The organism is Acaryochloris sp. CCMEE 5410 (assembly GCF_000238775.2).
Lineage (GTDB): Bacteria > Cyanobacteriota > Cyanobacteriia > Thermosynechococcales > Thermosynechococcaceae > Acaryochloris.
In genome coordinates this window covers 172,837-195,913 of the sequence record NZ_AFEJ02000001.1, presented here as the reverse complement: position 1 = coordinate 195,913, position 23,077 = coordinate 172,837, and the positions used below count along the sequence as shown (strand labels likewise).

Here is a 23,077-nt window from a genome sequence, read left to right as displayed (position 1 = left end):
TTTGAATACATCCGCCCACCCCTTTTGTTTGGTTTACCGACATTTCCCCCGAACGCCCCCCATACGTCTGCGTGGAAAGCTGCTGAGGCAGCCGAGGCAGCGTCGGCTCAGGGTAAGTTTTGGGAAATGCATGATCTCTTATATCAACATTCAGAGACGCTAGAAGACGACAAACTCGTTGAGTGCGCCGTCCAGGTGGGTCTCAATGTTCCTCAATTTCTCAAAGGTCTCGCCAACCATATCCATACTGAACAAGTAGAGGCGGATATTGAAAGCGGACGTTCTCAATCCATTACCACCCCTCCCACGATCTTGACGAGTATTTACTGGCAGAGAACCTCAGCCCTAGAACCTATCCTATCCAAAGTTCTAGAGATTGCAGAACTGACTCGGCCTGAAGACAGTTCTTGACAAGCCTGTTGGCATTTTAAGAAAAGACTAATTTCGATATTTTTTGGACTTAATAACATAGCAAATTTCATCACTGATTTCTGGTAAGTATTAGGAGACTTTGCCCGTGATAAACCTCTATTAAGCTTTCTAGATAGCCATATAAACCCTAGAACCCTATGTTTCTGCCCCTTGTTTGCCCAAGAGGATTGCCTTCTCATCCGTACAAACACAGCAGAGATATAACATGAGTATTCAAGATCAGTTAGAGCCACCCTCTTACAAACTTGAGGGCTTCTCGTTTTACACCGCTTTAGAACCACCGACCTGCTACGAGGAACATTGCCACGATGAACTTGAAATCTGCCTAATGCTCAATGATGCAGCCGCCCAGATTGCCTGGTTACCAACCGAAGGGAGATCGCAATACCGTCCAATTTCTGCGAATCAGCTGTGTATTATTCCGTCTCACCACTCCCACACCCTCGCCTGGGACATGCCTGCGGACTGCATTTTAATTTTTTTACATCCTAGCTTTATTTTCCAAACCACCTATGAATGGACCCTTGGCAGCTCTATCCAGTTTGAAGGGCGATATGCCATTGCCGATTCCCTGATTCATTCCCTCGCCCTTACTATGCGCTCCGCCTTTGAGAATCGGGAATTTACCGATTATCTCTACATTGATTCATTGGTCAACGTATTGGCCATGTATCTCCTCAAAGCCCACTCGGATTGTCACACCGTCGCTCAAAAAACACCTCGGCCCCAGCGGTGGTTGCGACAGACCCTGGACTATATTCACGATTCCCTAGGGCAGGATCTGCGACTCTCAACGTTGGCCCATATTGCCCAAATGAGCGAGAGCAGTTTTTGTCATCTCTTTAAGGAGCAAATGGGTATCTCTCCTCACCAATACGTTATTCGCCAGCGCATCGAGAAAGCCAGACTGCTGCTGATTGAAAAAAAGTTACCGATTGTGGAGATTGCTTATGACTGTGGCTTCAATAGCCAGAGTCACCTTACCCTTTATTTTCGGCAGCATTTGGGCATCACTCCCAAAGCCTATCAGGATAGCCACTAAATCAAGGTCAGGGCGGGAGACGGTTGTGCCCGTCTCAGAACAGATGGGGGAGTAGTTAAGGTTAGTCCTTAAGTTCTCTCTTAACCTCATTATCTTGACCCACAAACCGGACGGACTATTGCTCAATAGGGAGATTCTAGAAATAATCTCCCATGAATCCAAATGAGGATTTTCGTTCCCCTGAGGCAGATTCACCGATTTACTCCATCAACTGCGGTGATCCAGACGCTGTGCTTCAAATTTGTCCAGAACGTCCGCACCGCTCCAGCCAAGCGGCAGGATGGGATGGACTCATTCTCAAAGAGCACCATCAACCGGCCCATACCACCCCAGTCCATCAATTCACTCGCCATGTGTTGATCCTATCGCCCTTGGATAACGTATTTGAGGTGGAGTATCAGTTAGGAGAACTCTCCTTTCAGGGACCCTATGGTCATGGGGAGCTGATGATTATTCCGGCCCATACCCTCCAGCAGTGTCAGTGGCATCAGGCAGTATCCTTTCTCAGCCTCAGCCTCGAACCTCAATTTTTTGAGACGGCAGCCTACGATTTAACACAGGTCAACCGCTTTGAACTACTGCCCAATATTGCGGTTCAAGATCGTCTGATCTATGACATCGGCACAGCCTTACGGCAAGAACTCAATACCCTCGAATTCACGGATCACCTTTATATTGACTCCTTAGTCACCGCCTTATCCATCCATTTGATGAAACGGTACTGTACCCAAGTCCCCCGGCTCAAGGACTCATCCGATCAAGGACTGCCCCCGGCCCTGTTGAATCGAGCCTTAGGGTACATTAACGATCACTTGGACCAAAACCTGAAACTCGTGGATCTGGCCCAAGAGGTGGGCATGAGTCGGTATTACTTTTCACGGCTGTTTAAGAAATCCATGGGCGTTGCCCCTCATCAGTACGCCATTAAACAGCGCATCAAAAAAGCTAAGGGATTGCTGAGGCAAACGAATACCCCCATTGCCATGATTGCTCGACAGTGTGGTTTTACCAATCCGAGTCATTTAAGTAAGTATTTTCGCCAGCTCACGGGGGTTACGCCTAAGGCATTTCGAGACCAATATCGTTGAGTTAAATATGAGTGCAAGATCGTAATAGTTCCTGCAGGAATATAAAAGAATTATCCCCTACTGATTTCATATTCTAAAGGAGCATCACACACAGAGGTTGGCGTTGCTAGACGGTGAATTCAACCATCACAATGTCCGGATGACTGTACCCATATCATTCAGTGAATGGATGGCATGAATTTGATCTCTTAGCAGCGCCAAACACCAACAAGATGTTCTTGATATGGCCTCATTAGTGAATGACGATTCATGCATGAACACTTGCCCTTGTTGCACATCCCAACTCCTCAGACATATTGATCGTCGAGGAATTTACTGGTATTGCCTCCATTGTCGAGCAGCGATGCCGATCCTAATTAAACCGTCACACTATCTACTCATCAATTCTCAGTATAAAGTATCTAATCTTCAGGGACTAGGAACATCTAAAAGAGATATAAATCCTGCCATTCTTGTTAAATCTACTTGTCGATTAACATCCGACATTTAAGATGGACTGCTTTAGTTTTATTTGCATATTTTCATTGAATGCTAAGTTAAATTCGAAATAAAAATAATCCCCCTTTTTGCTGGTTTATCTCAGATCTTTATCGGTCCTTCAGATGACGGAAGGCCCTGCTATTCTTCATCCCCTAGGAGATAAAAATGAGTCCTGTTCAGACGCTAAAGCAAAATGCCCTACAGAAGCTGAAGGATTATCGGCAGTCCGTTTGGTTCGATTATATTCGTCGCTGCTCCCTAGAAAGCGGGGAACTACAGGAGCTAGTTGCCAACGAAGAAATTCAGGGCGTCACCTCCAATCCAGCGATTTTTCAAAAGGCAATGGTGGGAAGCACCGATTATGACGCAGCCCTGTCAGCCCTGGAACAGGACCATGATCAAGATGCGATCAGCCTGTATGAACATTTGGCAGTGGCTGATATTCAAGCGGCGGCTGATATCCTCAAACCCCTTTATGACCGCACCCATGGCTTAGATGGCTATGTCAGTCTAGAAGTTTCACCCTATTTGGCTGAGGATGCAGATCAAAGTCTTCAGGAGGCCCAACGACTCTGGCAGACAGTGGATCGGCCTAACTTAATGGTTAAAGTACCGGCAACCCCTGCGGGTATTCCCGTGATCAAGCAATTGATCAGTGAAGGCATTAACGTTAATGTGACGCTGCTTTTTTCTCGAGCTACCTATTTAGAGGTCGCAGATGCCTATCTTTCAGGGCTTGAGGCGTATATGGCCCAAGGGGGTGATCCCGGTCATGTGGCTAGTGTCGCTAGCTTCTTTGTCAGCCGCATCGATACTGCTGTTGATGCCCAAATTGCCCAACGCTTAAAAGAGTCTGAACTCGATCAAGAAACAGCCATTTTACTACAGAGTTTGCAAGGCAAAGTTGCGATCGCAAATGCCAAACGGGTCTATCAAGACTATCTGCAGTTATACAAAGGAGATCGATGGCTAGCCCTAAAGAGTAAGGGTGCTCAGCCCCAGCGCCTGCTTTGGGCCAGTACAGGGACCAAAAATCCCCAATATCGCGATGTTCTCTATGTCGAAGAGCTAATCGGGGCTGAGACCGTCAATACGATTCCACCGAGTACCTTGGCAGCGTTCCGGGATCATGGTCAGCCTCGCGCTAGCCTAACGGAAGGGGTTAAACAGGCAGATCTGGTGATTACTAGCTTGCCTGAGGTGGGTATTGATCTTGACGCAATCACGGATCAGCTTTTGGCTCAGGGGGTTCAGCTCTTTCAGCAAGCCTTCGATCAGCTGCTCAGTGCCGTTGAACAGAAGCGTGAGGTTCAGCTCGGTGATGCGTTGAATCGGCAGTCTTACAGCTTACCGCCAGATCTGGAGGCCGAGGTGCAAGCCACCCTTCAGGATTGGCAAACGACTGGCAAGGTAAGGCGGCTGTGGGCAATGGATGCCACCCTCTGGACAGGTGCTGATGAAAGCCAATGGTTGGGGTGGCTAGGGACGACGGAGGATCAGTTAGCTCACCTCACAACCCTAGAATCTTTGTCCCGGGACGTGCAGGCATTGCAGGTCAGCCATATTCTTCTTTTGGGGATGGGAGGATCGTCTCTATGCCCTGAGGTAATGAAGCTCACCTTTGGACAGGTGGACGGTTATCCAGAACTGCTCGTGCTCGATTCTACCGATCCGGCCCAGGTGCAGGCGATTGCCGATCAAATTGACCTTACGCGCACCTTGTTTATTGTCTCCAGCAAGTCGGGCAGCACCCTGGAACCCAATATTTTTCAGCAGTACTTCTTTGAGCTGGTCCAGCAGGCCATCGGGTCAGAGGCGGCGGGGTCTCGGTTTATTGCCATCACCGATCCAGGTTCTCATCTCCAGCAGGTCGCAGAAGCGTGCCACTTTCGCCATCTCTTTTTTGGCCTTCCCAGCATCGGAGGGCGATACTCGGCCCTCTCTAACTTTGGTATGGTGCCAGCGGCCTGTATGGGCGTCGATGTTGCTCAGTTTCTCGATGCTGCAGAGGAGATGGTCCATTCTTGTGCTGCTTCAGTTCCCGCTACAGATAATCCAGGGGTGGTCCTCGGCATTGTTTTAGGAGAAGCCGCCCAACAGGGCCGAGATAAACTGACTCTGATCGCGTCGCCAGGCATTGCCGATATTGGGGCCTGGTTGGAACAGCTCTTGGCAGAGTCCACGGGCAAAGATAGCACTGGCATTATCCCGGTGGATCAAGAACCTTTGGGGGTGAATTATGACTGCGATCGCATCTTTGCCTACATTCGCTTGAACGCTGCGCCCGATCCAGCCCAGGACCAGCAGGTCGCCGCCCTGAAAGCGGCAGGCCATCCCGTGATTCAGATTTGTGTCACTGATGCCTACCAGTTGGGCCAAGAATTTTTTAGGTGGGAGATGGCCACGGCTGTGGCGGGGGCAGTCCTAAACATTCATGCTTTTAATCAGCCAGATGTGGAAGCCAGCAAAATTGCCACCCGTCAGCTCACGGATGCCTATGAACAAACGGGCCTTTTGCCTGCCGAAACTCCGATTTTCCAGGAGGCTGGACTGCAGTTGTTCACTGACCCAGACAATGGGGCTGTGCTTACAGCGTCCCTCAAGGCTGAACCCACGTTGTGCGGGTTTCTCCATGCCCATTTGAGCCGTATCCATCCAGGGGACTACTTTGCCCTACTAGCCTATATCCAAATGAATGAGGTCCACCGAGAACAACTGCAGATCATGCGGAAGACGGTCTGCGATCGCAAACAGGTGGCCACCTGCCTTGGCTTTGGTCCTCGGTTTCTCCATTCCACAGGCCAAGCCTATAAGGGTGGCCCCAACACGGGGGTTTTTCTCCAAATCACCTGTCAGGACGAGGTCGATATTCCCATTCCCGGACATGGCTACAGCTTTGGGGTCGTTAAAGCCGCCCAAGCTAGAGGAGACTTTCAAGTTCTGGCGGAACGCAAACGTCGAGTCCTTCGAGTCCATTTAGGCAGCGATATCGAATTAGGGCTAAATACCCTGCGCGTTGCTATTCAGGGAGCCTTGCCCTAGATTGCCCTGACCCTGGCAGAAGGAGCTACTAGCTCTTAACCGTTCTTTGATTTTGCGAGAGTCACCAGAGCCTCTCAAACCAGTATTGCCACTACTCCTTTAACTCTTTATCCCAAACCACAGGAAAACATTATGGAAATCGGCATGATCGGCCTTGGACGCATGGGGGCCAATATTGTTCGGCGTCTGATGCGTTATGGACATAGTTGTGTAGTGTATAACCGCACTCCCGATAAAGTTGCCCAGTTAGAAGCCGAAGGGGCCATCGGCGCGGCCTCCCTAGACGACTTAGTCCAAAAACTCACGCCTCCTCGCATTATCTGGGTGATGGTGCCTGCGGGAGAGGTGACGGAGCAAATGATCGGGAAGCTAGCGGACAAATTGGAGCGCGATGACATCATCATCGATGGTGGCAATTCCTACTACAAGGATGATGTCCGACGATCCCAAGCGCTGCAAAAACAAGGGATTCACTATGTTGATATTGGCACTAGTGGCGGAGTGTGGGGGCTGGACAGAGGGTACTGCTTAATGATTGGAGGACCCCAGGAGGCTGTTGAGCAGCTGGACCCTATTTTAAAAACCGTTGCACCGGGCAAAGGAGAGATCGAAACAACCCCTGGCCGAGAGCAGCTCAAGGGAACTGCTGAAGAGGGCTATTTACACTGTGGTCCAGTGGGGGCTGGACATTTCGTCAAGATGGTGCACAACGGCGTTGAATATGCGTTGATGCAGGCCTATGCCGAGGGGTTTGATATTTTTCGTAGCGCGAACTCAGAGGAACTTCCCGTCGATTATCGATACAGCCTAAATACAGCCGACATTGCCGAAGTCTGGCGACGGGGGAGTGTGGTGGGGTCTTGGTTACTCGATCTAACTGCGATCGCTTTAGCCGAGGATCCAGCTTTGTCTAGCTATTCTGGCCATGTCCAAGACTCTGGCGAAGGACGTTGGACCTTGATGGCCGCCATTGAATCTGCTGTTCCGGCGGATGTTCTGTCCGCCGCCCTCTACACACGATTTCGCTCTCGCCAAGAACATACCTTCGCGGAAAAAGTCCTGTCGGCCATGCGCTACCAGTTTGGTGGCCATGTGGAAAAGTAAGGGGGACCCGATGATCGCCACTGCACCTAGCTTAAAATCGATGGATGCCATTGAAGTTGCTGGTCCCTGCATCATTGTTGTTTTTGGCGCTGCCGGAGACTTAACGAAGCGGAAACTAATTCCGGCCCTCCATAATCTCGCCCAAAACAAGCTGTTACCCGATGCCTTTGCGATTTTAGGGATTGGCCGCACCCCCACCCAAACCGATGCCTTTCGCAGCCAAATCCACCAAGATTTACAGGAGTTTGCGGCAGAGGCTCTGGACTCAGAGGTGTGGGAGTGGTTAGAGCCTCGGCTTCACTACCTGGCGGGTGACTTTCAGGCCCCGGACACCTATCAGCATCTTGCCGCCCAACTCCAACAGCTCGATCAAAAATTTAACAGCCAGGGCAACGTTCTCTTCTATTTCGCCACGGCTCCCACCTTCTTTACGGAGATAACCCAGCAGCTTGGGGCAGCGGGACTGGTTCAGGAAACACCTGACCAGTGGCGACGGATTATTTTTGAGAAACCCTTTGGTCAGGATCTAGCCTCTGCCCAGAGATTGAACCAAGAGATTGGTCAGGTCCTAACGGAATCGCAAATATATCGCATTGATCACTATTTGGGTAAGGAAACGGTTCAGAATATCTTGGTGTTTCGATTTGGTAACGGCCTGTTTGAACCGGTCTGGAACCATCGCTACATTGACCATATCCAGATTACCGTCGCTGAACAGGTGGGGGTAGAGAGTCGAGGCGGCTACTATGAAGGGTCGGGGGCGCTGCGAGATATGATCCAAAACCATCTGTTTCAGCTCTTGGCCCTGACGGCCATGGAACCCCCGGTGTCTTTTGAAGCCGATGCGGTGCGGGATGAGAAATCTAAAGTTCTCAAGGCCATTGAGCCTCTGACGGCAGAGGAGGTCCTCACTTGTGCCGTCCGGGGACAATATGGCGAAGGGCAAATCAAAGACCAGTCGGTTTCGGCCTATCGGCTTGAATCGCGGGTATCCCCAGACTCCAATACGGAAACCTTTGCTGCTTTAAAGCTCACCATTGATAACTGGCGGTGGGCAGGGGTGCCCTTTTACCTTCGCACGGGCAAACGACTGCCGGAGCGAGTCAGTGAGATTGCGATTCAGTTCAAACGGGTTCCCTCCCTGCTGTTTCGGGAGACCTCTATTGATCAGCTCACAGATAACTTTTTAGTCCTCAGACTGCAGCCCAACGAAGGTATTAGCCTCCAGTTTGGGGCGAAAGTTCCCGGCCCCAAGGTGCGCATGGGTAGCGTCAATATGGACTTTTGCTATGCCAATTACTTTGATTCCACCCCCACCACTGGCTATGAAACCTTGCTGTATGACTGCATGATTGGCGATGCCACCCTGTTTCAGCGATCCGACAATGTGGAGCTGGGCTGGCAGATAGTCATGCCGATTTTAGATGTGTGGAGTGCCCTCCCCAGCCGAGATTTCCCGAACTATGGGGCGGGGAGTTGGGGACCGCAAACTGCCACAGATTTACTCACGCGAGATGGACGCCAATGGCACAGCAGCAGTCCTCAGTTTTGTAGTGCTTAGGGAAAAGAGATGAGTCATCCCACCACCTTTAACAGTCATCTATGGCAACAACATCGATTGGCTCAGCAACCGATTGAAATCTCCATCTTGTTAACTCAGATGGGCTTTGCCGCCAAGGTCCTGGCCCGTGAAATCAGTCGAGCGGCCCTGATGGGAAATTTGGGTCTGATGGGTGAGACCAATGCCACGGGGGATGCCCAGAAGAAGCTGGATGTCTTTAGCAATCAGATTGTGATTGATGCCTTTTCGAATATTGGTTTGGTGGCTGCGATCGCATCCGAAGAACTCGATCAAGTCAAGTTGATTGAATGTGGACAGGCAGCCCAATATATCCTTTGCACTGATCCATTGGATGGTTCGTCCAATACCGATACGGGTAGTGCGGTGGGTACGATTTTTGGCATCTATCGTCGCCAAACCAGTGGATATTGTAGTACCGAAGCCGATGCCCTGCAGCCAGGGACAGAATTGGTGGCTGCGGGCTATGTCCTCTATGGCACTAGCACGATGTTGGTCTACACCACCGGGAGCCGGGTTGATGGATTCACCCTCGATCCCAGTTTGGGAGAATTTTTCCTCTCCCATGAGAATATTCGCTGTCCCGAAACGGGTAAAACCTACAGTGCCAACTTGAGTTACTACCAGGAATGGCATCCCCATATCCAAAACTTTGCGGATTACTTAAGCGATCGCAAGTCTCATACAGCCCATACCCTTCGCTATAGCGGTGCCCTCGTTGCTGATGTCCATCGCTGTCTACTGGAAGGAGGACTCTATTTTTATCCCCCCACTGAAGATCAGCCTGAGGGCAAGCTGCGGTTGCTCTATGAATGTGCCCCCTTGGCATTTTTAGTGGAACAAGCCGGGGGGATGGCCACTTCCGGTCTTGCCCGAATTATGGATCTAGAAGTGACCTCTATTCACCAGCGCTCGCCCCTAGTGATTGGTAGCCAAGTGGCCGTTAATTTATACAAAACCTTTCTGGAGCAAGGAAAAGCAGCTTAGCCACCTCTAATGAATGGGATGTCTTAGATGGAATAAGGTGATTGCTTAACTCGAATTCAGCGTGCCTTCAGCAAACTTTAAGTCCCCAACCGTAAGCTCATAGTCAGCATTTATAAGGAAGAGATTTGAACCATGATTACTAAATCTTTAATCACAGCTGCTGCCATCCTCATCGTTACACCCACCTTCGCTTGGGCCGCTGACATTTTAGAGGGGGCTACGGTAGTTGAATCGGCCACCTTTACAGGGGAAAGCGACCATACCGTGAGTGGAAAGGTTGAAATTGTCAAAAAAGGCAAAGTCTATTATCTCGTTTTAGGTGAAGACTTCTCCTTTGATGGTGCTCCTGATCCTCGACTGGGCTTTTCGAGTCAGGATTCGTATGTAGAAACCAGTACGTTTTCTGGCCTTAACTTTGATAGCGGCAAGCAAATCTATCGGCTACCAGCCACCCTCGATATCAGCAACTTTGATGAAGTCACAATTTGGTGCGAAAAGTTTGGTGTACCTTTGGCAGAAGCAAAATTCTAAAGGTAAAGTATTGTCCGCAGCTTGTTCCCAGGAATTTTGGGGGCTATTCGTCGACTCGATTTCTGGTAAATCCTGGAATACCTTGGAACGATTCACTTTCATTATTCTCGATTCAGCAACAATGCTCATCAAGAAATCTGTTTTTTATACATCGTTAATTTTAGGCCTGCTGGTCGGTCAGGTTGCCAGACTCCATCCTCCAGTACTCAGTCAAGCCGTTCTAGAAAAGACTACAGCAGCCCCTCAGTTGCTTCAGCCCGCGGCTCAAAAAAATCTCGTGGCCGTGAAGGGAGTGAGTCTCACGGTTTCGGATATGGACCAAGCATTGGCGTTCTATACAAAAGTCTTGCCCTTCAAAAAAGTCTCAGATACCGAGGTGATGGGGACGGAGTATGAACGGTTGCAAGGAGTTTTTGGTTTGCGAATGCGGGTTGTTCAATTGCAGTTGGGGCGTGAAAGCATTGAGCTAATTGACTATCTAACACCTGGGGGTCGTCCCATTCCTGTTGATTCCCGCAGTAACGATCTCTGGTTTCAACATATTGCAATTGTAGTGCGGGATATGGATGCGGCCTATAAGCATCTGCGGCAACATAAGGTTCAGCATGCTTCGACAGGTCCCCAAAGATTCCCAGACTCTATTCCGGCAGCAGCAGGGATTGAAGCGTTTTATTTTCGGGACCCGGATGGCCACAACTTAGAAATTATTTTCTTCCCACCCGATAAAGGGGATCCACGTTGGCAAGAGCCGACGAAGGAGCTGTTTTTGGGAATTGATCACACTGCGATCGCAATTTCCAATACCCAAGTTAACCGTAAATTTTATGAAAATCTTCTGGGTTTAGAACTCTTAGGCCATAGCGAAAACTTTGGAACAGAACAGGAACACCTCAATAATGTTTTTGGGGCCAGACTCCTAATTAGTGGCCTCAAAGCCCCCACGGGTTCTGGTGTTGAGTTCTTAGATTATTTAGCTCCCACCAACGGTCGCCCCATTCCCCTCGATAGCAAAGCAGATGACCTGTGGCACTGGGCCACTATTCTTCAGGTTACAAATATTGAGCAGGCTGCAGAACATCTTCGTCAGGGAGGAGCAACCTTCATCTCCCCTGGAGTGATCACCCTGCCCCCAAACAAACTGGGCTTTCGTAAAGGGTTTCTAGTCAAAGATCCCGATGGACATGTCCTTCGTGTTGTCCAACTCTAGTCTTTTTGTGCCCCACCAACCTCTAATCCTTAATCCCTTGGAGATGCACTATGGATAACTCATACGACATCATTATTATTGGCACGGGTGCAGGGGGTGGCACCATGGCTAGAGCATTAGCTCCCACAGGAAAACGCATTTTAATTTTGGAAAAAGGGGGCTTTGTTCCCCGGGAGATGGACAACTTTGACCCCCATGTGAACTGGGTCGAGAAACGATACACCCCTGATGACACCTGGTATCACCAGGACCAGCCCTTTAGACCCAGTCATCCCCACTATTACGTAGGCGGTAATACCAAGTTCTATGGATCTGCCCTGTTTCGTCTACGAGAAAAAGATTTTGAAGAAGTTGAACATTATGATGGCCTTTCCCCAGCTTGGCCCATTTCCTATGCCGATCTAGAGCCTTACTACGCCATCGGTGAAAAATGGTACTACGTCCATGGGGAAGACGGTGCAGATCCGACGGAGCCTCAACGTAGTTCTCCCTATCCTTATGGGCCGCTCCAGCATGAGCCTCGAATTCAACGACTCAACGACGATCTTGCCAATCAGGGACTGCATCCGTTCCCCATTCCGATGGGCATGCGGATGGGCCACGATGGTGAAGATGGAGCCACCAGCAGCTTGGATTTATGGCCGCAATTCGATGGCTATCCTGATCCCTATGAAATAAAGGCAGACTCACATATTGTGGGTATTCGTCCAGCTCTGACCTACGACAATGTAACCCTCAAAACCAATAGCCCTGTAGAACAACTTGTCGCCGATCCTACTGGCCGCAGAATAGATAAAGTTGTTGTGAAAACGGAAGCTGGAGAAACCGTTGAGTATGCTGCTGAACTGATGATTGTAGCCGCAGGGGCCTTGGGATCGGCGCTGTTGTTTTTGCGATCCCAACACCCAAAACACCCTAACGGCCTTGCCAACTCAACGCGTCTGGTTGGTCGCAACTTCATGGGGCATAACAACGCCACCTTGATTGCTATCAGTAAAACGCCAAACGATGCCACCTTTGAAAAAACCTTAGCTCTAGCTGATTACTACTGGGGTGATCAGGACTTTAAATATCCGATGGGACTGATTCAAATGCTAGGTAACTTTAATGAAGCTCTGATGAAATTAGAGTCCCCAGAACCGTTGCTAGGCATGACCCATGCGGAAATGGCGGCTCATTCCTTAGACTTCTGGCTCCAAAGTGAGGACTTGCCCAGAGTCGAAAACGGGATCTCTTATAACCGTTCTGGACAAGTAGTCTTTGACTACCAAGCCAATAATATCGAGCCTGCGAATCAACTTAAGAAACGGCTTACTGATTTCTTAGACTGTGTGGGCTGTCACCCAGGGACTCATGCCGTTGACCTGTATCTTGGCAGCATGGTGGGCATTCCTCTTGGACACACCATGGGCACGATGAAGATGGGAACAGATGCCAGTCAGTCCGTTCTCGATCCCTATTGCCAGCCCCATGATTTGGACAATGTATTTGTGACTGATGGTAGTTTCTTTGTCTCAGCAGGAGCGGTTAACCCCACTCTGACTATCATTGCCCAAACTTTGAGAGTTGCGGATTATATCAAAGAGCAAATTCTCTAGGATTGAGGAAATAATCTAGTGGATTCAGAATTCCATAAGCGAATGTTGATGCTTTTAATCTATTCCCTCCCCACCTGATCCGAACAGTAATGGGATGTTGGTCATTTTATGATCGCAACAACAAAACTGCTGAGTTAATCGCCGAATAATCTAATCTGATAATTTTAGCGAAGAACGTCTCTAGTTCTCTCCATGCCCAACACCTAGTTGGCTCCACTATGTTCCCTTGACCAAAGCCAGGTCGCAGCTTAGTGATATCCTCGACAGAATGAACGTCAATTCATTAGCTATTTACCAGCGGTTAGGATGAAGAATCAACCTTCTGTCGCCAGGGCCGGATCAACCTATCACATTCACCACAACAGACTGGACTGATACAGAACGTATCCCCGTTGGGGCAGAGCTTGCTGCAGATGGAACGAGATCGCACCTTCGAGATTCTCTGATAGAGTTCTGCTGCTAGCAGCATTCCTAAAGGGGGTGCTAAATAGTAGATCCAAAAAGCAGTCCAGGTTTGGGCAGGCAAAGCTGAACCAAAAGTTCTCGCTGGATTCATGCCAAAGCCAGAAATGGGTGCAGAAAAAATAACATAGAGGGTCACAAAGATACCTGAAAAAAATCCGGTTAGCTTCGCCAACTGAGGTGTGTTGCTAACCCAGAGCACCATCGTCATTAACACAAAGGAAATTGTAAATTCTGTGACCAGTGCTGCAGGCCATCCCCATTGTCCGGGTACTGTCACCACATAATTGACCGGGGGCTGCTGAAACGGGCCGCCTAGAACACCAGCCACGAACAAGACCCCGACGAATGCCCCGATAAACTGGGCAAGAATATAGAAAAACGCATCCCAGGCCGTAATTTTCTGAAGTCGAAAAAATGTTAGGGTCACTGCCGGATTGATATGTGCCCCCGATCGCTTGCCCCAGGGCGAGTAGATAATGCCCATTGCTGTCCCGCCCATGCCCATGCCCATCACAACGTCTCGCCAGAGCGGATGGGGAAAGGTTAAGGGTGAATCTGTGGCGTAGAGAAGGGTGGCCAACCCCCCGGCTGACACCATAAAAGTCCCTAAGCCCCAGGCTTCGATTAAATAGTTAGGCCAATGGTCTCTAAGGCTTTTGAGCATATAAGTGCTCTTGCCATCAATTGCTGTCTCCGATTTCATTGGAAGGCGTCTCGAAAATTTTGTTGATGCTAGTCATCTCTCTTTGGGGAGTAATATCATCAGCGAACGCAAAGTCTAGGATATTCAAAGACATGGGCATTGCTGATTGACCCTAGGGGATTGGCTCCGATGTTCAGCCATCTTCTTATAGGTCTTCACCCAGGGTTTCTCCCGTCTGCTGAATTAGTTTAGCGATTAACCCAGTCCAACCCGTTTGATGACTGGCTCCAATTCCAGCGCCGTTATCTCCATGGAAGTATTCGTAAAACTGGATGTAGTTTTTCCATTGGGGATTGGACTGGAAGGTCTCAGTGGCACCATAGACCGGACGATGACCAGATGATTCCTGGGTGAAAATCCGCATCAACCGCCGAGAAATTTCTGCAGCCACCTCCCATAAGGTCATCCAGTTGCCAGACCCTGTAGGACATTCCACTTTAAAATCATCTCCAACGTAGTGATAAAACTTTTGCAGCGATTCAATTAGCAAATAGTTGACTGGAAACCAGACTGGACCCCGCCAGTTTGAATTTCCCCCAAATAAGCCGCTACCTGACTCTGCAGGTTCATAATTTACGCGATGTTCTTGTCCATCCACATAAAAAACATAAGGATGGTGTTTATGGTGACGAGACAAGGCTCGAATCCCATAGTCACTGAAAAATTCCTGTTCATCCAGTAGATGACTGAGAATACGACGAAACCGATCGGATGGAACTATCCGACCGGGGGTCAAGTAGCACAGCGCTAATAACCGACGCGCTTCCGTGCCTTGAGTCTCCATACAGGCGACGTTCTTTTTGAGGTCGGTACGATGCTCGATAAACCACTCTAAGCGCTCTTTGAAGGCGGGGACTTTCGCCAACATGTCAGGTTCAAGAACGGTCACAGCAAATAGTGGAATCAGCCCCACCATGGATCGTACTTTGAGGGGTAGGCGATCATTATTCGGTAAGTGCAAGACGTCATAGAAAAAGCCATCTTCTTCATCCCAAAGCTGGGTGCCATCTCCACCTACATGGTTCATCGCCTCTGCAATATAGAGAAAATGCTCAAAAAACTTGGTGGCCATGTCTTCATACACTGCGTTCTCTTGGGCTAGCTCCAGGGCGATGGCCAACATATTTAGGCAATACATACCCATCCAACTGGTACCGTCTGCTTGCTCTATAAAGCCCCCCGTTGGTAAGGGAGAACTGCGGTCAAAGACTCCAATATTATCTAATCCCAGGAACCCGCCTTCAAAGACATTATTGCCTTCGACATCTTTCCGGTTCACCCACCAGGTGAAGTTCAGCATCAGTTTCTGAAAAACTCGCTCCAGAAACTGGCGATCGCCTTTCCCCTTTCTTTTCTGCTCAATTTTGTAGACCCGCCAAGTCGCCCAGGCATGGACCGGGGGATTGACATCCCCAAAAGCCCATTCATAGGCTGGGAGCTGACCATTGGGGTGCATGTACCATTCTCGCGTCATAATATCGAGCTGGTTCTTGGCAAACTCTGGATCCACTAATGCGATAGGAATGGTATGGAAGGCCAAGTCCCAGGCTGCAAACCAGGGATATTCCCACTTGTCTGGCATAGAAATAATATCGTCGGAGTGGAGATGTTTCCATTGATGATTGCGCCCCTGCTGATGAGTTTCAGGTGGCGGCGGGTTGTTGGCATCTCCCTTGAGCCAGTCCTTGACAATAAAGTGATAGTACTGCTTGGTCCACAGCATCCCTGCAAAAGCCTGTCGCTGGATATTACAAAGATCGGCTGTTAGACAGTTTGGGGTGACAGTGGCGTAGAACTCGTCGGCTTCGGAAATGCGATCGCAAAACACTTGCTCAAAATCAGACCCATCTTGATCGGGTCGATCACTGAGCCGCAGCTGCACCACCTGAGTTTCTCCAGACTCCAGAGTCAAAGGATAATACGCAGCAGCTTTGGTTCCGACTTGTTCAGGATTGATAGCTTGTTTATGACCCTGGACAATGTAGTTATGAATCCCGTCTTTGACATAGGGTTGCGAATTATCAACTTGAAACAGCCGCTCAAAATTCGTTTCGTTTTGGGTGAATAGCAGTTCCGTTGCCCCTAGACAGGTCCACCACCGTTCTCCTAATTCAGGATGAGAGACCTGAGCCGTATACGGGGTAATTGCCTTTAAGGAAGGTGCTGAAGCTCCTTTGTCCCAAGCCCAGGTATTACGAAACCAGAGAGTTGGCAGTAGATGCAACGTTTTCGTCTCAGGGCCGTGATTGGTAACGCTGATCCGGATCAGAATGTCCTCAGGTGATGCTTTCGCATACTCCACCCCAACATCAAAGTAGCGATCGCCCTCAAATACTCCCGTATCCAGCAGTTCAAATTCTGGGTCACCACGCCCCCGGCGACGATTCTCTGACTCCAGCCACTCGTAAGGAAATGCCGCCTGGGGATATTTATATAGCCCTTTCATATAGGAATGAGTCGGAGTGCTATCTAGGTAAAAGTAGTACTCTTTAACATCTTCGCCATGATTGCCCTGACTGCCCGTCAAGCCATACAAACGCTCCTTCAAAATGGGGTCTTCCCCATTCCATAGGGATAGGGCAAAACACAAACGCTGATGGTCATCAGAGATGCCTAACAGGCCATCTTCACCCCATCGATAGGCTCTTGACCGGGCCTGATTATGAGAAAAATAATCCCAGGCTTCGCCATAGGCACTATAGTCCTCACGTACCGTGCCCCATTGACGTTCGCTAAGGTAAGGTCCCCAACGTTTCCAATGAGCCTGGCGATGGTCTTTCCCTGGTGTGCGGTTATCATGATTTTCTATGAGTCGTTGTTCTTCGGGAGTGGTCATAGGGGCATCTCTAAAAAGTCAAAAAAGTGAACTTGGAGGTTAGGCAGCAAGTACAGCTCGTTATCGAGCTTTCCCCTCCTGGACATATTGAACAGCCTGATTGATGTCTGCTATCCCCAATCGCTTGGGCAAACTGGACAACCATAAGTAGATTCCCACTGTTGAGTAAAATGGAGCGTCTAACCACCTGTTGCAAATCCGGGGTAAAGGGTCATGCCGCCATCCACGAATAGGGTCACACCATGGACATACTCTGACTCATCGGAAGCCAGCCACACCGCCGCTTTCCCAATATCGTTCGATTCACCTACCCGGTTGTAGGGGATTAGGCTGAGTAAACTTTCTTCTGCCGCTGGTGTATCCCAAGCCTCTTTATTGATAGGTGTTTTGATCGCCCCTGGCCCAATACTATTGACCCGAATTTTATGCGGTGCTAGCTCCTGAGCCATGCTCTTCATCAGCAGCATTACCCCCCCTTTGGAAGCCGCATAGTTACAATGTCCTGCCCAAGGAATCACCTCATGAACTGAACTCATACAGATGATTTTTCCCGCTGAACAAGAGCGTCCTGGGACAACACCCCGCTTGATGAATTCCTTTGCAGCTTCTCGGGCGCAGAGAAATTGCCCTGTTAAATTGACATCTATAACCTTGTTCCAAGCTTCTAAGGTCATCTCGGTAAAGGGCTGATCTTTTTGGAGACCAGCATTGTTAATGAGGATATCGATTGTTCCATAGGCTTCATAGGTTTTAGCAAAAAGATTGAGGACTTGGTCTTCTTGGCTGATATCGGCTTGAATTGAGATCGCGTCTCCGCCTTGTTCTTTAATTTCAGCAACGACCGCATCAGCCCCTTTCTGGCTGCTGGCATAGTTAACAATGACTTTTGCCCCCTCTTGCGCCAAACAGAGAGCGACCCCAGATCCTATGCCAGAACTGGCTCCTGTTACCAAGGCCACTTGATCTAGTAAACGTTTCACATCAAAGACCTCTGTAGATATCAAAGACTTCCTTCTCATCCAGGAACAGGCTTTCAAGATCCTCAGTTACCTTGAGAACGATTGGGATGGAGATAACATCAGACTCAAGTTAAATCGGCAAGATTAAAAACTACTGAAAATTTCGCTAGAATTGATTGAATTTTTGGTGTTGCATTAGCATTCGGCAACAATGGGCTGTAACCTCTTCTAACTCTCCCCATGCCTGGTTGGTAATGGCTTCACTCGTTCAAGGCCATCCTTCAAGCAATATAAGCATTTATCCGGATTTCAGATAAGTTATGGGGGTAGATATTGAGCGATTTAAGTGCAAACGGTCTTGTTTCTCTGCACTGGGAATTACTACCGAAGTCGATTCTCAGAGCATTATTTCAACCATTTAGCAGCCCAAAAGGACCTCGGCTGGCGAGCAGATTCTCGGGGGCTTGCTTTGGAGCGGGGGCAAAACAATGCTGGCCCCATCTCTAAATATGCTCGCCAAGGGTTACTGAGTCGAAATATCCAGCTCTCGGATCCGCTTCGCTTTCCCTTGCCGCTGACCTTAAACGATCTCAATGCATCCCATCAGGTGATAGCCGTTGACGAAACAGAGCATCGTCCCCTGATACACGCACGATTTCCAGACTGGGAAAATAAAATTCACTATTGGTGCGTCCATGATGTCGATCGTGAGAATCCAGACGAGGCCCTTAAACAATTAGAAAACCACATCCAAGATCTGATTTCTAGACTGTAGGATCAGTTTCAAACCCCTAGGGAAAAACCGTCATGGCTTGGTCTCGGAGAAACTTTCTAATAACCGCAGGTTTGGGAACGGCTGTGGGTACTTTGGTAAACCCTCAAATCGCAACCAGCCAATCAGCCAACCATCGAACTAAACACCAAAACTTCAAGAATTGGCGGGCAGTCCGCACTCACTTCAATTTGGACCCTAAATATATTCATATGGCAGGTTTGCTACTAGCCTCCCATCCCACTCCCGTTCAATCCGCCATCGATGAGCATCGGGATGGTCTCGATCAAAACCCGACCCATTATCTCTATGACCATCGACCCGATTTAGTAGCAGCGGTGCGAGCCAATGCGGCGGACTATTTGGGGGTTCAAGCCAAGGACATTGCCCTTACGGACAGTACAACAATGGGGACTGCGTTGGTAATCAATGGGCTGAGCATTCGTCCTGATCAGGAAATGCTGACCACCACCTTTGATTACTACTCCACCCATACATCTTTGAAATATAAAGCTTCCAGAACTGGAGCAACGATCAAAGAAATTCCCCTGTATCGAGATATCCAAACCGTTAGCCAAGACGAAATGGTTGAGACCTTGATCAACGGGATTGGCCCCAAAACGCGTCTGGTTACGGCAACCTGGGTTCATTCCAGCACGGGCCTCAAAGTTCCCATTGCTAAAATTGCAGACCAGTTAAAGCAACTCAACCAAAATCGCTCAGAGGAGGATCGGGTCCTATTTTTTGTCGATGGTGTTCACGGTTTAGGGGTTGAAGATGATGCATTGCCCGCCCTAGGGTGTGATTTCTTTGTTGCGGGCACCCATAAATGGATGTTCGCCCCAAGAGGTTCTGGTTTTATATGGGGCAAGCCTGAAACCCAAGATGCGGTTACACCGACAATTCCAACATTTTCGGGCGGGGCAGGCTGGGGGGCTTGGATGACCCCTGGAGGATTTAAAACCTTTGAGCACCAATGGGCCATGGCTCAGGCCTTTGCCTTTCACCAACAGATGGGCAAAGAGCGTGTCACCAAGCGCCTGTATTCCCTCAGTCGGCAACTGAAAAAGGGGTTGTCAAAAATGCAGCATATCAAGCTGTATACGCCCATCGACGATGATTTATCTGCCGCAATTGTTTGTTTTGATGTGGAAGGACTCTCACCCAAGGCGGTGGTTGCTAAGCTAAAGGCTAAAAATATTATTGCCAGCACTACCCCTTATGACGTGTCCTATGCTCGCTTGACACCTGGTATTTACAACACCCCTGACGAAATCGATCGCATATTGAACCATATTCGTGATTTAGCTTGAATCGCTAACGATGGGCAAGGCGACGAGCTTGAATAACCCACTGGGTCACTTCCGCGACAGTTGGGCAAAGGGAGTTTTGTCCGAGCATCGCCACATGTAATCGGAGCAGTTGTCGATGCAGGCGCTCAGATGGCATCTGGGCAAGTTGCCCTGTCGAACCCACTCCTGCATGTAGGAGCAAGCCACAGTTCTTCGTCCCCACGCCAGGAATCAAAGACAGTTCTGCAAGAGCAGCCCATTTATTGATGTATTTTTGATGCAGTTTCAGTTGCACTGCTAATTTTTGCCGTTGCTGGGGCGATTGGGTTTGAGTGTGGAGTTTGTGAATGGTTGTAATTCCACATTGCTGAAGTTGGCTGAGATGGTCAGCACTCAGACCGGGCAGTTGGGAAAGGGGTTCCGCAGGTGTATAAGTGTTGGAGGGCTTCACTGGGATGGGTCCCCGCGCTTAGAGACTTGATCGGGCTTGTCCACTGTAGCGAGTTGGGGGCAGGGTCGTCTAGAAATAGTGGTCGGTCCCTGCACAATTAGATGCCTTTGGCTTGAATTTGATATCGACCTTGCTCGCCTCGATCAGATGTCGTTACCCCAATGTAATAGAGGCCATTTTGGAGGAGTGAAAGATTCAATTGAGCAGTGAAATCAGCTGGTCCACGGTCATCATTTTTGGCTACTGAAATATATTTTGGTTTGGGACCAGATTGATCCACAAAGAACAACTGGAGAACCGGATTAAATTCATCACTTTTTAGGGTTAGTGATACAGATTGTTTGGCTTTACCCTGGAATTGGTACAAGTCCATAAACGTTTGAGGGGTTATTTGGATATCTGTTTTTTCCAGGCTGGCATCCAATTCCCGACTTACGAGTTGTGGGATCTTTTTCTCCGAGCTTGGTTTGGGTAAGGTCGAAACACGAGAGGTTTTTCCAGATCTCATTGCCTTTAGAAAGGTGTGTAATCGGTCACCCGAGATGGCAAAGTTAATGCCACGGCACTGGTCTACTAACAGGGCACATACCTAAACCCTTTATTGGTGAGGAGTTCTAGTGTGCTCAACGGACGAGAACAAAATCCCATCTCCATTGCTGGTGTGGTCTGCTTACTGAGCCCCCAATGGGGTCTAACCCAGTTATGAATCAGGCGTTGTACATCTAGCACTCGCTGTAACCCCGACCGCTTCTTAGCGTAGAGATTCTGCCGTCTTCGATAAGCACTACATCGTCTCCTCAAGGCAGCATTGTGAGCCTCATTATGATTGGCATGGACCTCAGACCCTAGACTGATAGCGGTAAAGGGATGCTCTGCTTTCACCCACTCTACTCGCCGATTCCCCTGAGACCCTTTAACTTTCATCGCGACTTCTAACCCCTCTCGCCAAACCTTGCGATGCCCATAGTCAGGATGACACTCCTCACCATTGAGATAGACATTGGCGAGCTTCCAAAGTTCTTGTCCATAACGCCTCTCACCATCGGTAAACCATCGAATCCCATCACAGGCTTTGACCCACTCCCAAGCTGAGTAAACGCCATTTGCAAAAAGTTGTGCATCCTTGAGGCCAGCTTGTGCTGTCAACCAATAGCGGCTTTCGCGTTCAAGGAAATGGATGGTCCAGCCCTGGGATTGGCTGGGGGGGAAGATTTTTGCCTACACGCGTGTAAACTTCATCCCCTTCTACCGTCACATCAGAGGCTGCTGGTGCGGGAGGTGACCAGTTCTGTGCTTGGTCTGCTAGGCGTTTTTCCCAACGCATAATGGTGGTATGAGATTTACCGAAAGTTCGACCTGCAGCACGAATACCCATCCCTTCGGTGCGAGCTTTGATGGCATAGCTCACTACTGAACTAGCGGTGCGTAAGCGAGCCATTGGGGTACCCGTGCGTTCGTTGAAACGCCGATTGCAATCCTTACACTGATATCGCTGGACTAATGTCCCATCTTGCAGGCTATCAAAGCCGCGCTTTAGGATCTTCTCGCTTAGACAATATGGGCATTCCATTGATCTACATTAGGTTGCGTCGGAAGCATTATAGCTAGATCCTGCTAACAGACCAGTGCCAATGCCACTTTTAGTCACTCCAATGGGGCGACCAGTGCGACTATAAACAAGGCCCCGGACATCTCCACTGAAATGGACACCGACAACTTGTCCCTGGCGGTTGAGGACAGGTCCACCTGAATTCCCTGGATTAGTATTGGCATTATGTTGAATCGTTCCCTTCTGAGGGTCTACGCGACTGATCATTCCCTTCGATAAGGTATTTTGGTAATCCTCGGTCAGGGGGGTGCCAATCACAAAAATATCGTCGCCTATTTGAGGCGAATCTACAGGGGCGACAGGAAGGGAGGGTAAATTAGCAGATTCATATATTTTGAGGGCTGCTAGATCAACGCCATTGTGGGCAAAACCAATGACATCGGCGGACACTTGACGACCATCATTGAATTTGACGGTAACGATCCGGGGACCATTGGCAACGACATGAGCATTGGTGATAATCCAACCATCGGAGCTAACAATAAAGCCACTCCCATGTCCTGAACCGTTTTTGATGGTGATGACGGCGGGACTGGCTTGCTGGTAGATCTGTGTTGCGATGGATTGGGTAGATTGGGCTCTTGCAGTTTGTGCCAGGGCAGGATGGAGAGAAAGAGTGGGTGTTGCAATTGTTAGGAGTAGGGTACTGAATGAGATCAACTTAGATGTCAGCTTATGGGTAGTCATAGCTAATTTAGTGAATGTGTTGAATCATCTATCGTTGTAGTGAACGCCCCGTATGCAAGCGTAAATTTTACTAAGTAGATTTAATCTTCGGCATCTTAGGAATGAAAATTGGTTAATACCGAGATTTCTGCCATCTCTTTTGGCAACATCAGCTTTTGCACTCGCCCCCTAAATCCCCCATTCTGGGGGACTTTGAGCCTATATCTAGGCTAA

19 protein-coding genes are annotated in these 23,077 nt (G+C 49.1%); 12 read left to right on the top strand and 7 right to left on the bottom strand.

Annotation, left to right across the window (positions count from 1 at the left end; all coding sequences use genetic code 11):
* Nucleotides 1–24 precede the first annotated feature (24 nt).
* The 10 genes from ON05_RS00825 (at nt 25) to ON05_RS00780 (ending at nt 13,090) form a co-directional block, all read left to right on the top strand.
* Nucleotides 25–411, top strand: coding sequence for a DsbA family protein (locus ON05_RS00825; RefSeq protein WP_262561012.1), 387 nt, complete (start codon nt 25–27; stop codon nt 409–411).
* Between the two features lie 226 nt (nt 412–637).
* The gene (locus ON05_RS00820; protein ID WP_010471535.1) at nt 638–1,474 is read left to right on the top strand and encodes an AraC family transcriptional regulator; all 837 of its coding nucleotides are present in this window, start codon (nt 638–640) and stop codon (nt 1,472–1,474) included.
* A 152-nt stretch (nt 1,475–1,626) separates the two neighbouring features.
* A complete protein-coding gene (locus tag ON05_RS00815; RefSeq protein WP_010471533.1) occupies nt 1,627–2,562 on the top strand; it encodes an AraC family transcriptional regulator in 936 nt (311 codons plus the stop codon).
* Between the two features lie 645 nt (nt 2,563–3,207).
* Nucleotides 3,208–6,084, top strand: a complete 2,877-nt coding sequence (locus ON05_RS00810; RefSeq protein WP_262561011.1) for a bifunctional transaldolase/phosoglucose isomerase — start codon at nt 3,208–3,210, stop codon at nt 6,082–6,084.
* A gap of 132 nt (nt 6,085–6,216) precedes the next feature.
* Nucleotides 6,217–7,188, top strand: a complete 972-nt coding sequence (gene gnd / locus ON05_RS00805) for a phosphogluconate dehydrogenase (NAD(+)-dependent, decarboxylating) (RefSeq protein WP_010471531.1) — start codon at nt 6,217–6,219, stop codon at nt 7,186–7,188.
* Between the two features lie 10 nt (nt 7,189–7,198).
* Nucleotides 7,199–8,749 carry a glucose-6-phosphate dehydrogenase gene (gene zwf, locus ON05_RS00800; protein ID WP_010471529.1) on the top strand — a complete coding sequence of 517 codons (1,551 nt, stop codon included), beginning with the start codon at nt 7,199–7,201 and terminating at the stop codon, nt 8,747–8,749.
* A 9-nt stretch (nt 8,750–8,758) separates the two neighbouring features.
* Nucleotides 8,759–9,754 (top strand): class 1 fructose-bisphosphatase, encoded by a 996-nt coding sequence (gene fbp, locus ON05_RS00795; protein WP_010471526.1) that lies wholly within the window; start codon nt 8,759–8,761, stop codon nt 9,752–9,754.
* 132 nt (nt 9,755–9,886) lie between these two features.
* The gene (locus ON05_RS00790) at nt 9,887–10,285 is read left to right on the top strand and encodes a DM13 domain-containing protein (RefSeq protein WP_010471524.1); all 399 of its coding nucleotides are present in this window, start codon (nt 9,887–9,889) and stop codon (nt 10,283–10,285) included.
* A 10-nt stretch (nt 10,286–10,295) separates the two neighbouring features.
* A complete protein-coding gene (locus ON05_RS00785; RefSeq protein WP_010471523.1) occupies nt 10,296–11,492 on the top strand; it encodes a VOC family protein in 1,197 nt (398 codons plus the stop codon).
* Nucleotides 11,493–11,542: 50 nt separating this feature from the next.
* Nucleotides 11,543–13,090, top strand: coding sequence for a GMC oxidoreductase (locus tag ON05_RS00780; RefSeq protein ID WP_010471521.1), 1,548 nt, complete (start codon nt 11,543–11,545; stop codon nt 13,088–13,090).
* Between the two features lie 301 nt (nt 13,091–13,391).
* Here ON05_RS00780 and ON05_RS00775 read toward each other — a convergent pair whose 3' ends face one another.
* The 3 genes from ON05_RS00775 to ON05_RS00765 form a co-directional block, all read right to left on the bottom strand.
* Nucleotides 13,392–14,258, bottom strand: a complete 867-nt coding sequence (locus ON05_RS00775; protein WP_236618893.1) for an MIP/aquaporin family protein — start codon at nt 14,256–14,258, stop codon at nt 13,392–13,394.
* A gap of 145 nt (nt 14,259–14,403) precedes the next feature.
* Complete coding sequence (locus ON05_RS00770; protein ID WP_010471517.1) at nt 14,404–17,094, bottom strand: MGH1-like glycoside hydrolase domain-containing protein; 2,691 nt, start codon at nt 17,092–17,094, stop codon at nt 14,404–14,406.
* 179 nt (nt 17,095–17,273) lie between these two features.
* Nucleotides 17,274–18,113 (bottom strand): SDR family oxidoreductase, encoded by an 840-nt coding sequence (locus ON05_RS00765; RefSeq protein ID WP_050857446.1) that lies wholly within the window; start codon nt 18,111–18,113, stop codon nt 17,274–17,276.
* A gap of 286 nt (nt 18,114–18,399) precedes the next feature.
* Between ON05_RS00765 and ON05_RS00760 the strand changes: the two genes are divergently transcribed.
* Both ON05_RS00760 and ON05_RS00755 read left to right on the top strand, forming a co-directional pair.
* A complete protein-coding gene (locus ON05_RS00760) occupies nt 18,400–18,828 on the top strand; it encodes a low molecular weight phosphatase family protein (RefSeq protein ID WP_010471513.1) in 429 nt (142 codons plus the stop codon).
* A 32-nt stretch (nt 18,829–18,860) separates the two neighbouring features.
* A complete protein-coding gene (locus tag ON05_RS00755; protein WP_010471512.1) occupies nt 18,861–20,138 on the top strand; it encodes an aminotransferase class V-fold PLP-dependent enzyme in 1,278 nt (425 codons plus the stop codon).
* A gap of 4 nt (nt 20,139–20,142) precedes the next feature.
* Here ON05_RS00755 and ON05_RS00750 read toward each other — a convergent pair whose 3' ends face one another.
* The 4 genes from ON05_RS00750 to ON05_RS00735 all read right to left on the bottom strand — a co-directional run bounded on the left by ON05_RS00750 (nt 20,143) and on the right by ON05_RS00735 (nt 22,864).
* Nucleotides 20,143–20,568 carry a DUF4332 domain-containing protein gene (locus ON05_RS00750; protein ID WP_010471510.1) on the bottom strand — a complete coding sequence of 142 codons (426 nt, stop codon included), beginning with the start codon at nt 20,566–20,568 and terminating at the stop codon, nt 20,143–20,145.
* 97 nt (nt 20,569–20,665) lie between these two features.
* Complete coding sequence (locus ON05_RS00745; RefSeq protein WP_262561005.1) at nt 20,666–21,076, bottom strand: pre-peptidase C-terminal domain-containing protein; 411 nt, start codon at nt 21,074–21,076, stop codon at nt 20,666–20,668.
* A 65-nt stretch (nt 21,077–21,141) separates the two neighbouring features.
* Nucleotides 21,142–22,138, bottom strand: a protein-coding gene (locus ON05_RS00740; protein WP_262561004.1) for an IS1 family transposase whose coding sequence is annotated in 2 segments (ribosomal slippage) — nt 21,142–21,774 and nt 21,776–22,138 — 996 coding nt in all. Because the reading frame shifts where the segments join, the coding sequence is not laid out codon by codon here.
* Between the two features lie 9 nt (nt 22,139–22,147).
* Nucleotides 22,148–22,864 carry a S1C family serine protease gene (locus tag ON05_RS00735; RefSeq protein ID WP_050857443.1) on the bottom strand — a complete coding sequence of 239 codons (717 nt, stop codon included), beginning with the start codon at nt 22,862–22,864 and terminating at the stop codon, nt 22,148–22,150.
* Nucleotides 22,865–23,077: the final 213 nt, after the last annotated feature.

What these genes read in the sequence shown, in the direction of transcription:
- ON05_RS00810 (WP_262561011.1), top strand. Translation starts at nt 3,208, where the DNA reads ATGAGTCCTGTTCAGACGCTAAAGCAAAATGCCCTACAGAAGCTGAAG.
- ON05_RS00790 (WP_010471524.1), top strand. Translation starts at nt 9,887, where the DNA reads ATGATTACTAAATCTTTAATCACAGCTGCTGCCATCCTCATCGTTACA.
- ON05_RS00745 (WP_262561005.1), bottom strand. Translation starts at nt 21,076, where the DNA reads ATGAGATCTGGAAAAACCTCTCGTGTTTCGACCTTACCCAAACCAAGC.
- ON05_RS00815 (WP_010471533.1), top strand. Translation starts at nt 1,627, where the DNA reads ATGAATCCAAATGAGGATTTTCGTTCCCCTGAGGCAGATTCACCGATT.
- ON05_RS00755 (WP_010471512.1), top strand. Translation starts at nt 18,861, where the DNA reads ATGGCTTGGTCTCGGAGAAACTTTCTAATAACCGCAGGTTTGGGAACG.
- zwf (WP_010471529.1), top strand. Translation starts at nt 7,199, where the DNA reads ATGATCGCCACTGCACCTAGCTTAAAATCGATGGATGCCATTGAAGTT.
- ON05_RS00765 (WP_050857446.1), bottom strand. Translation starts at nt 18,113, where the DNA reads ATGAGAAGGAAGTCTTTGATATCTACAGAGGTCTTTGATGTGAAACGT.
- gnd (WP_010471531.1), top strand. Translation starts at nt 6,217, where the DNA reads ATGGAAATCGGCATGATCGGCCTTGGACGCATGGGGGCCAATATTGTT.
- ON05_RS00770 (WP_010471517.1), bottom strand. Translation starts at nt 17,094, where the DNA reads ATGACCACTCCCGAAGAACAACGACTCATAGAAAATCATGATAACCGC.
- ON05_RS00775 (WP_236618893.1), bottom strand. Translation starts at nt 14,258, where the DNA reads ATGAAATCGGAGACAGCAATTGATGGCAAGAGCACTTATATGCTCAAA.
- fbp (WP_010471526.1), top strand. Translation starts at nt 8,759, where the DNA reads ATGAGTCATCCCACCACCTTTAACAGTCATCTATGGCAACAACATCGA.
- ON05_RS00780 (WP_010471521.1), top strand. Translation starts at nt 11,543, where the DNA reads ATGGATAACTCATACGACATCATTATTATTGGCACGGGTGCAGGGGGT.
- ON05_RS00820 (WP_010471535.1), top strand. Translation starts at nt 638, where the DNA reads ATGAGTATTCAAGATCAGTTAGAGCCACCCTCTTACAAACTTGAGGGC.
- ON05_RS00735 (WP_050857443.1), bottom strand. Translation starts at nt 22,864, where the DNA reads ATGACTACCCATAAGCTGACATCTAAGTTGATCTCATTCAGTACCCTA.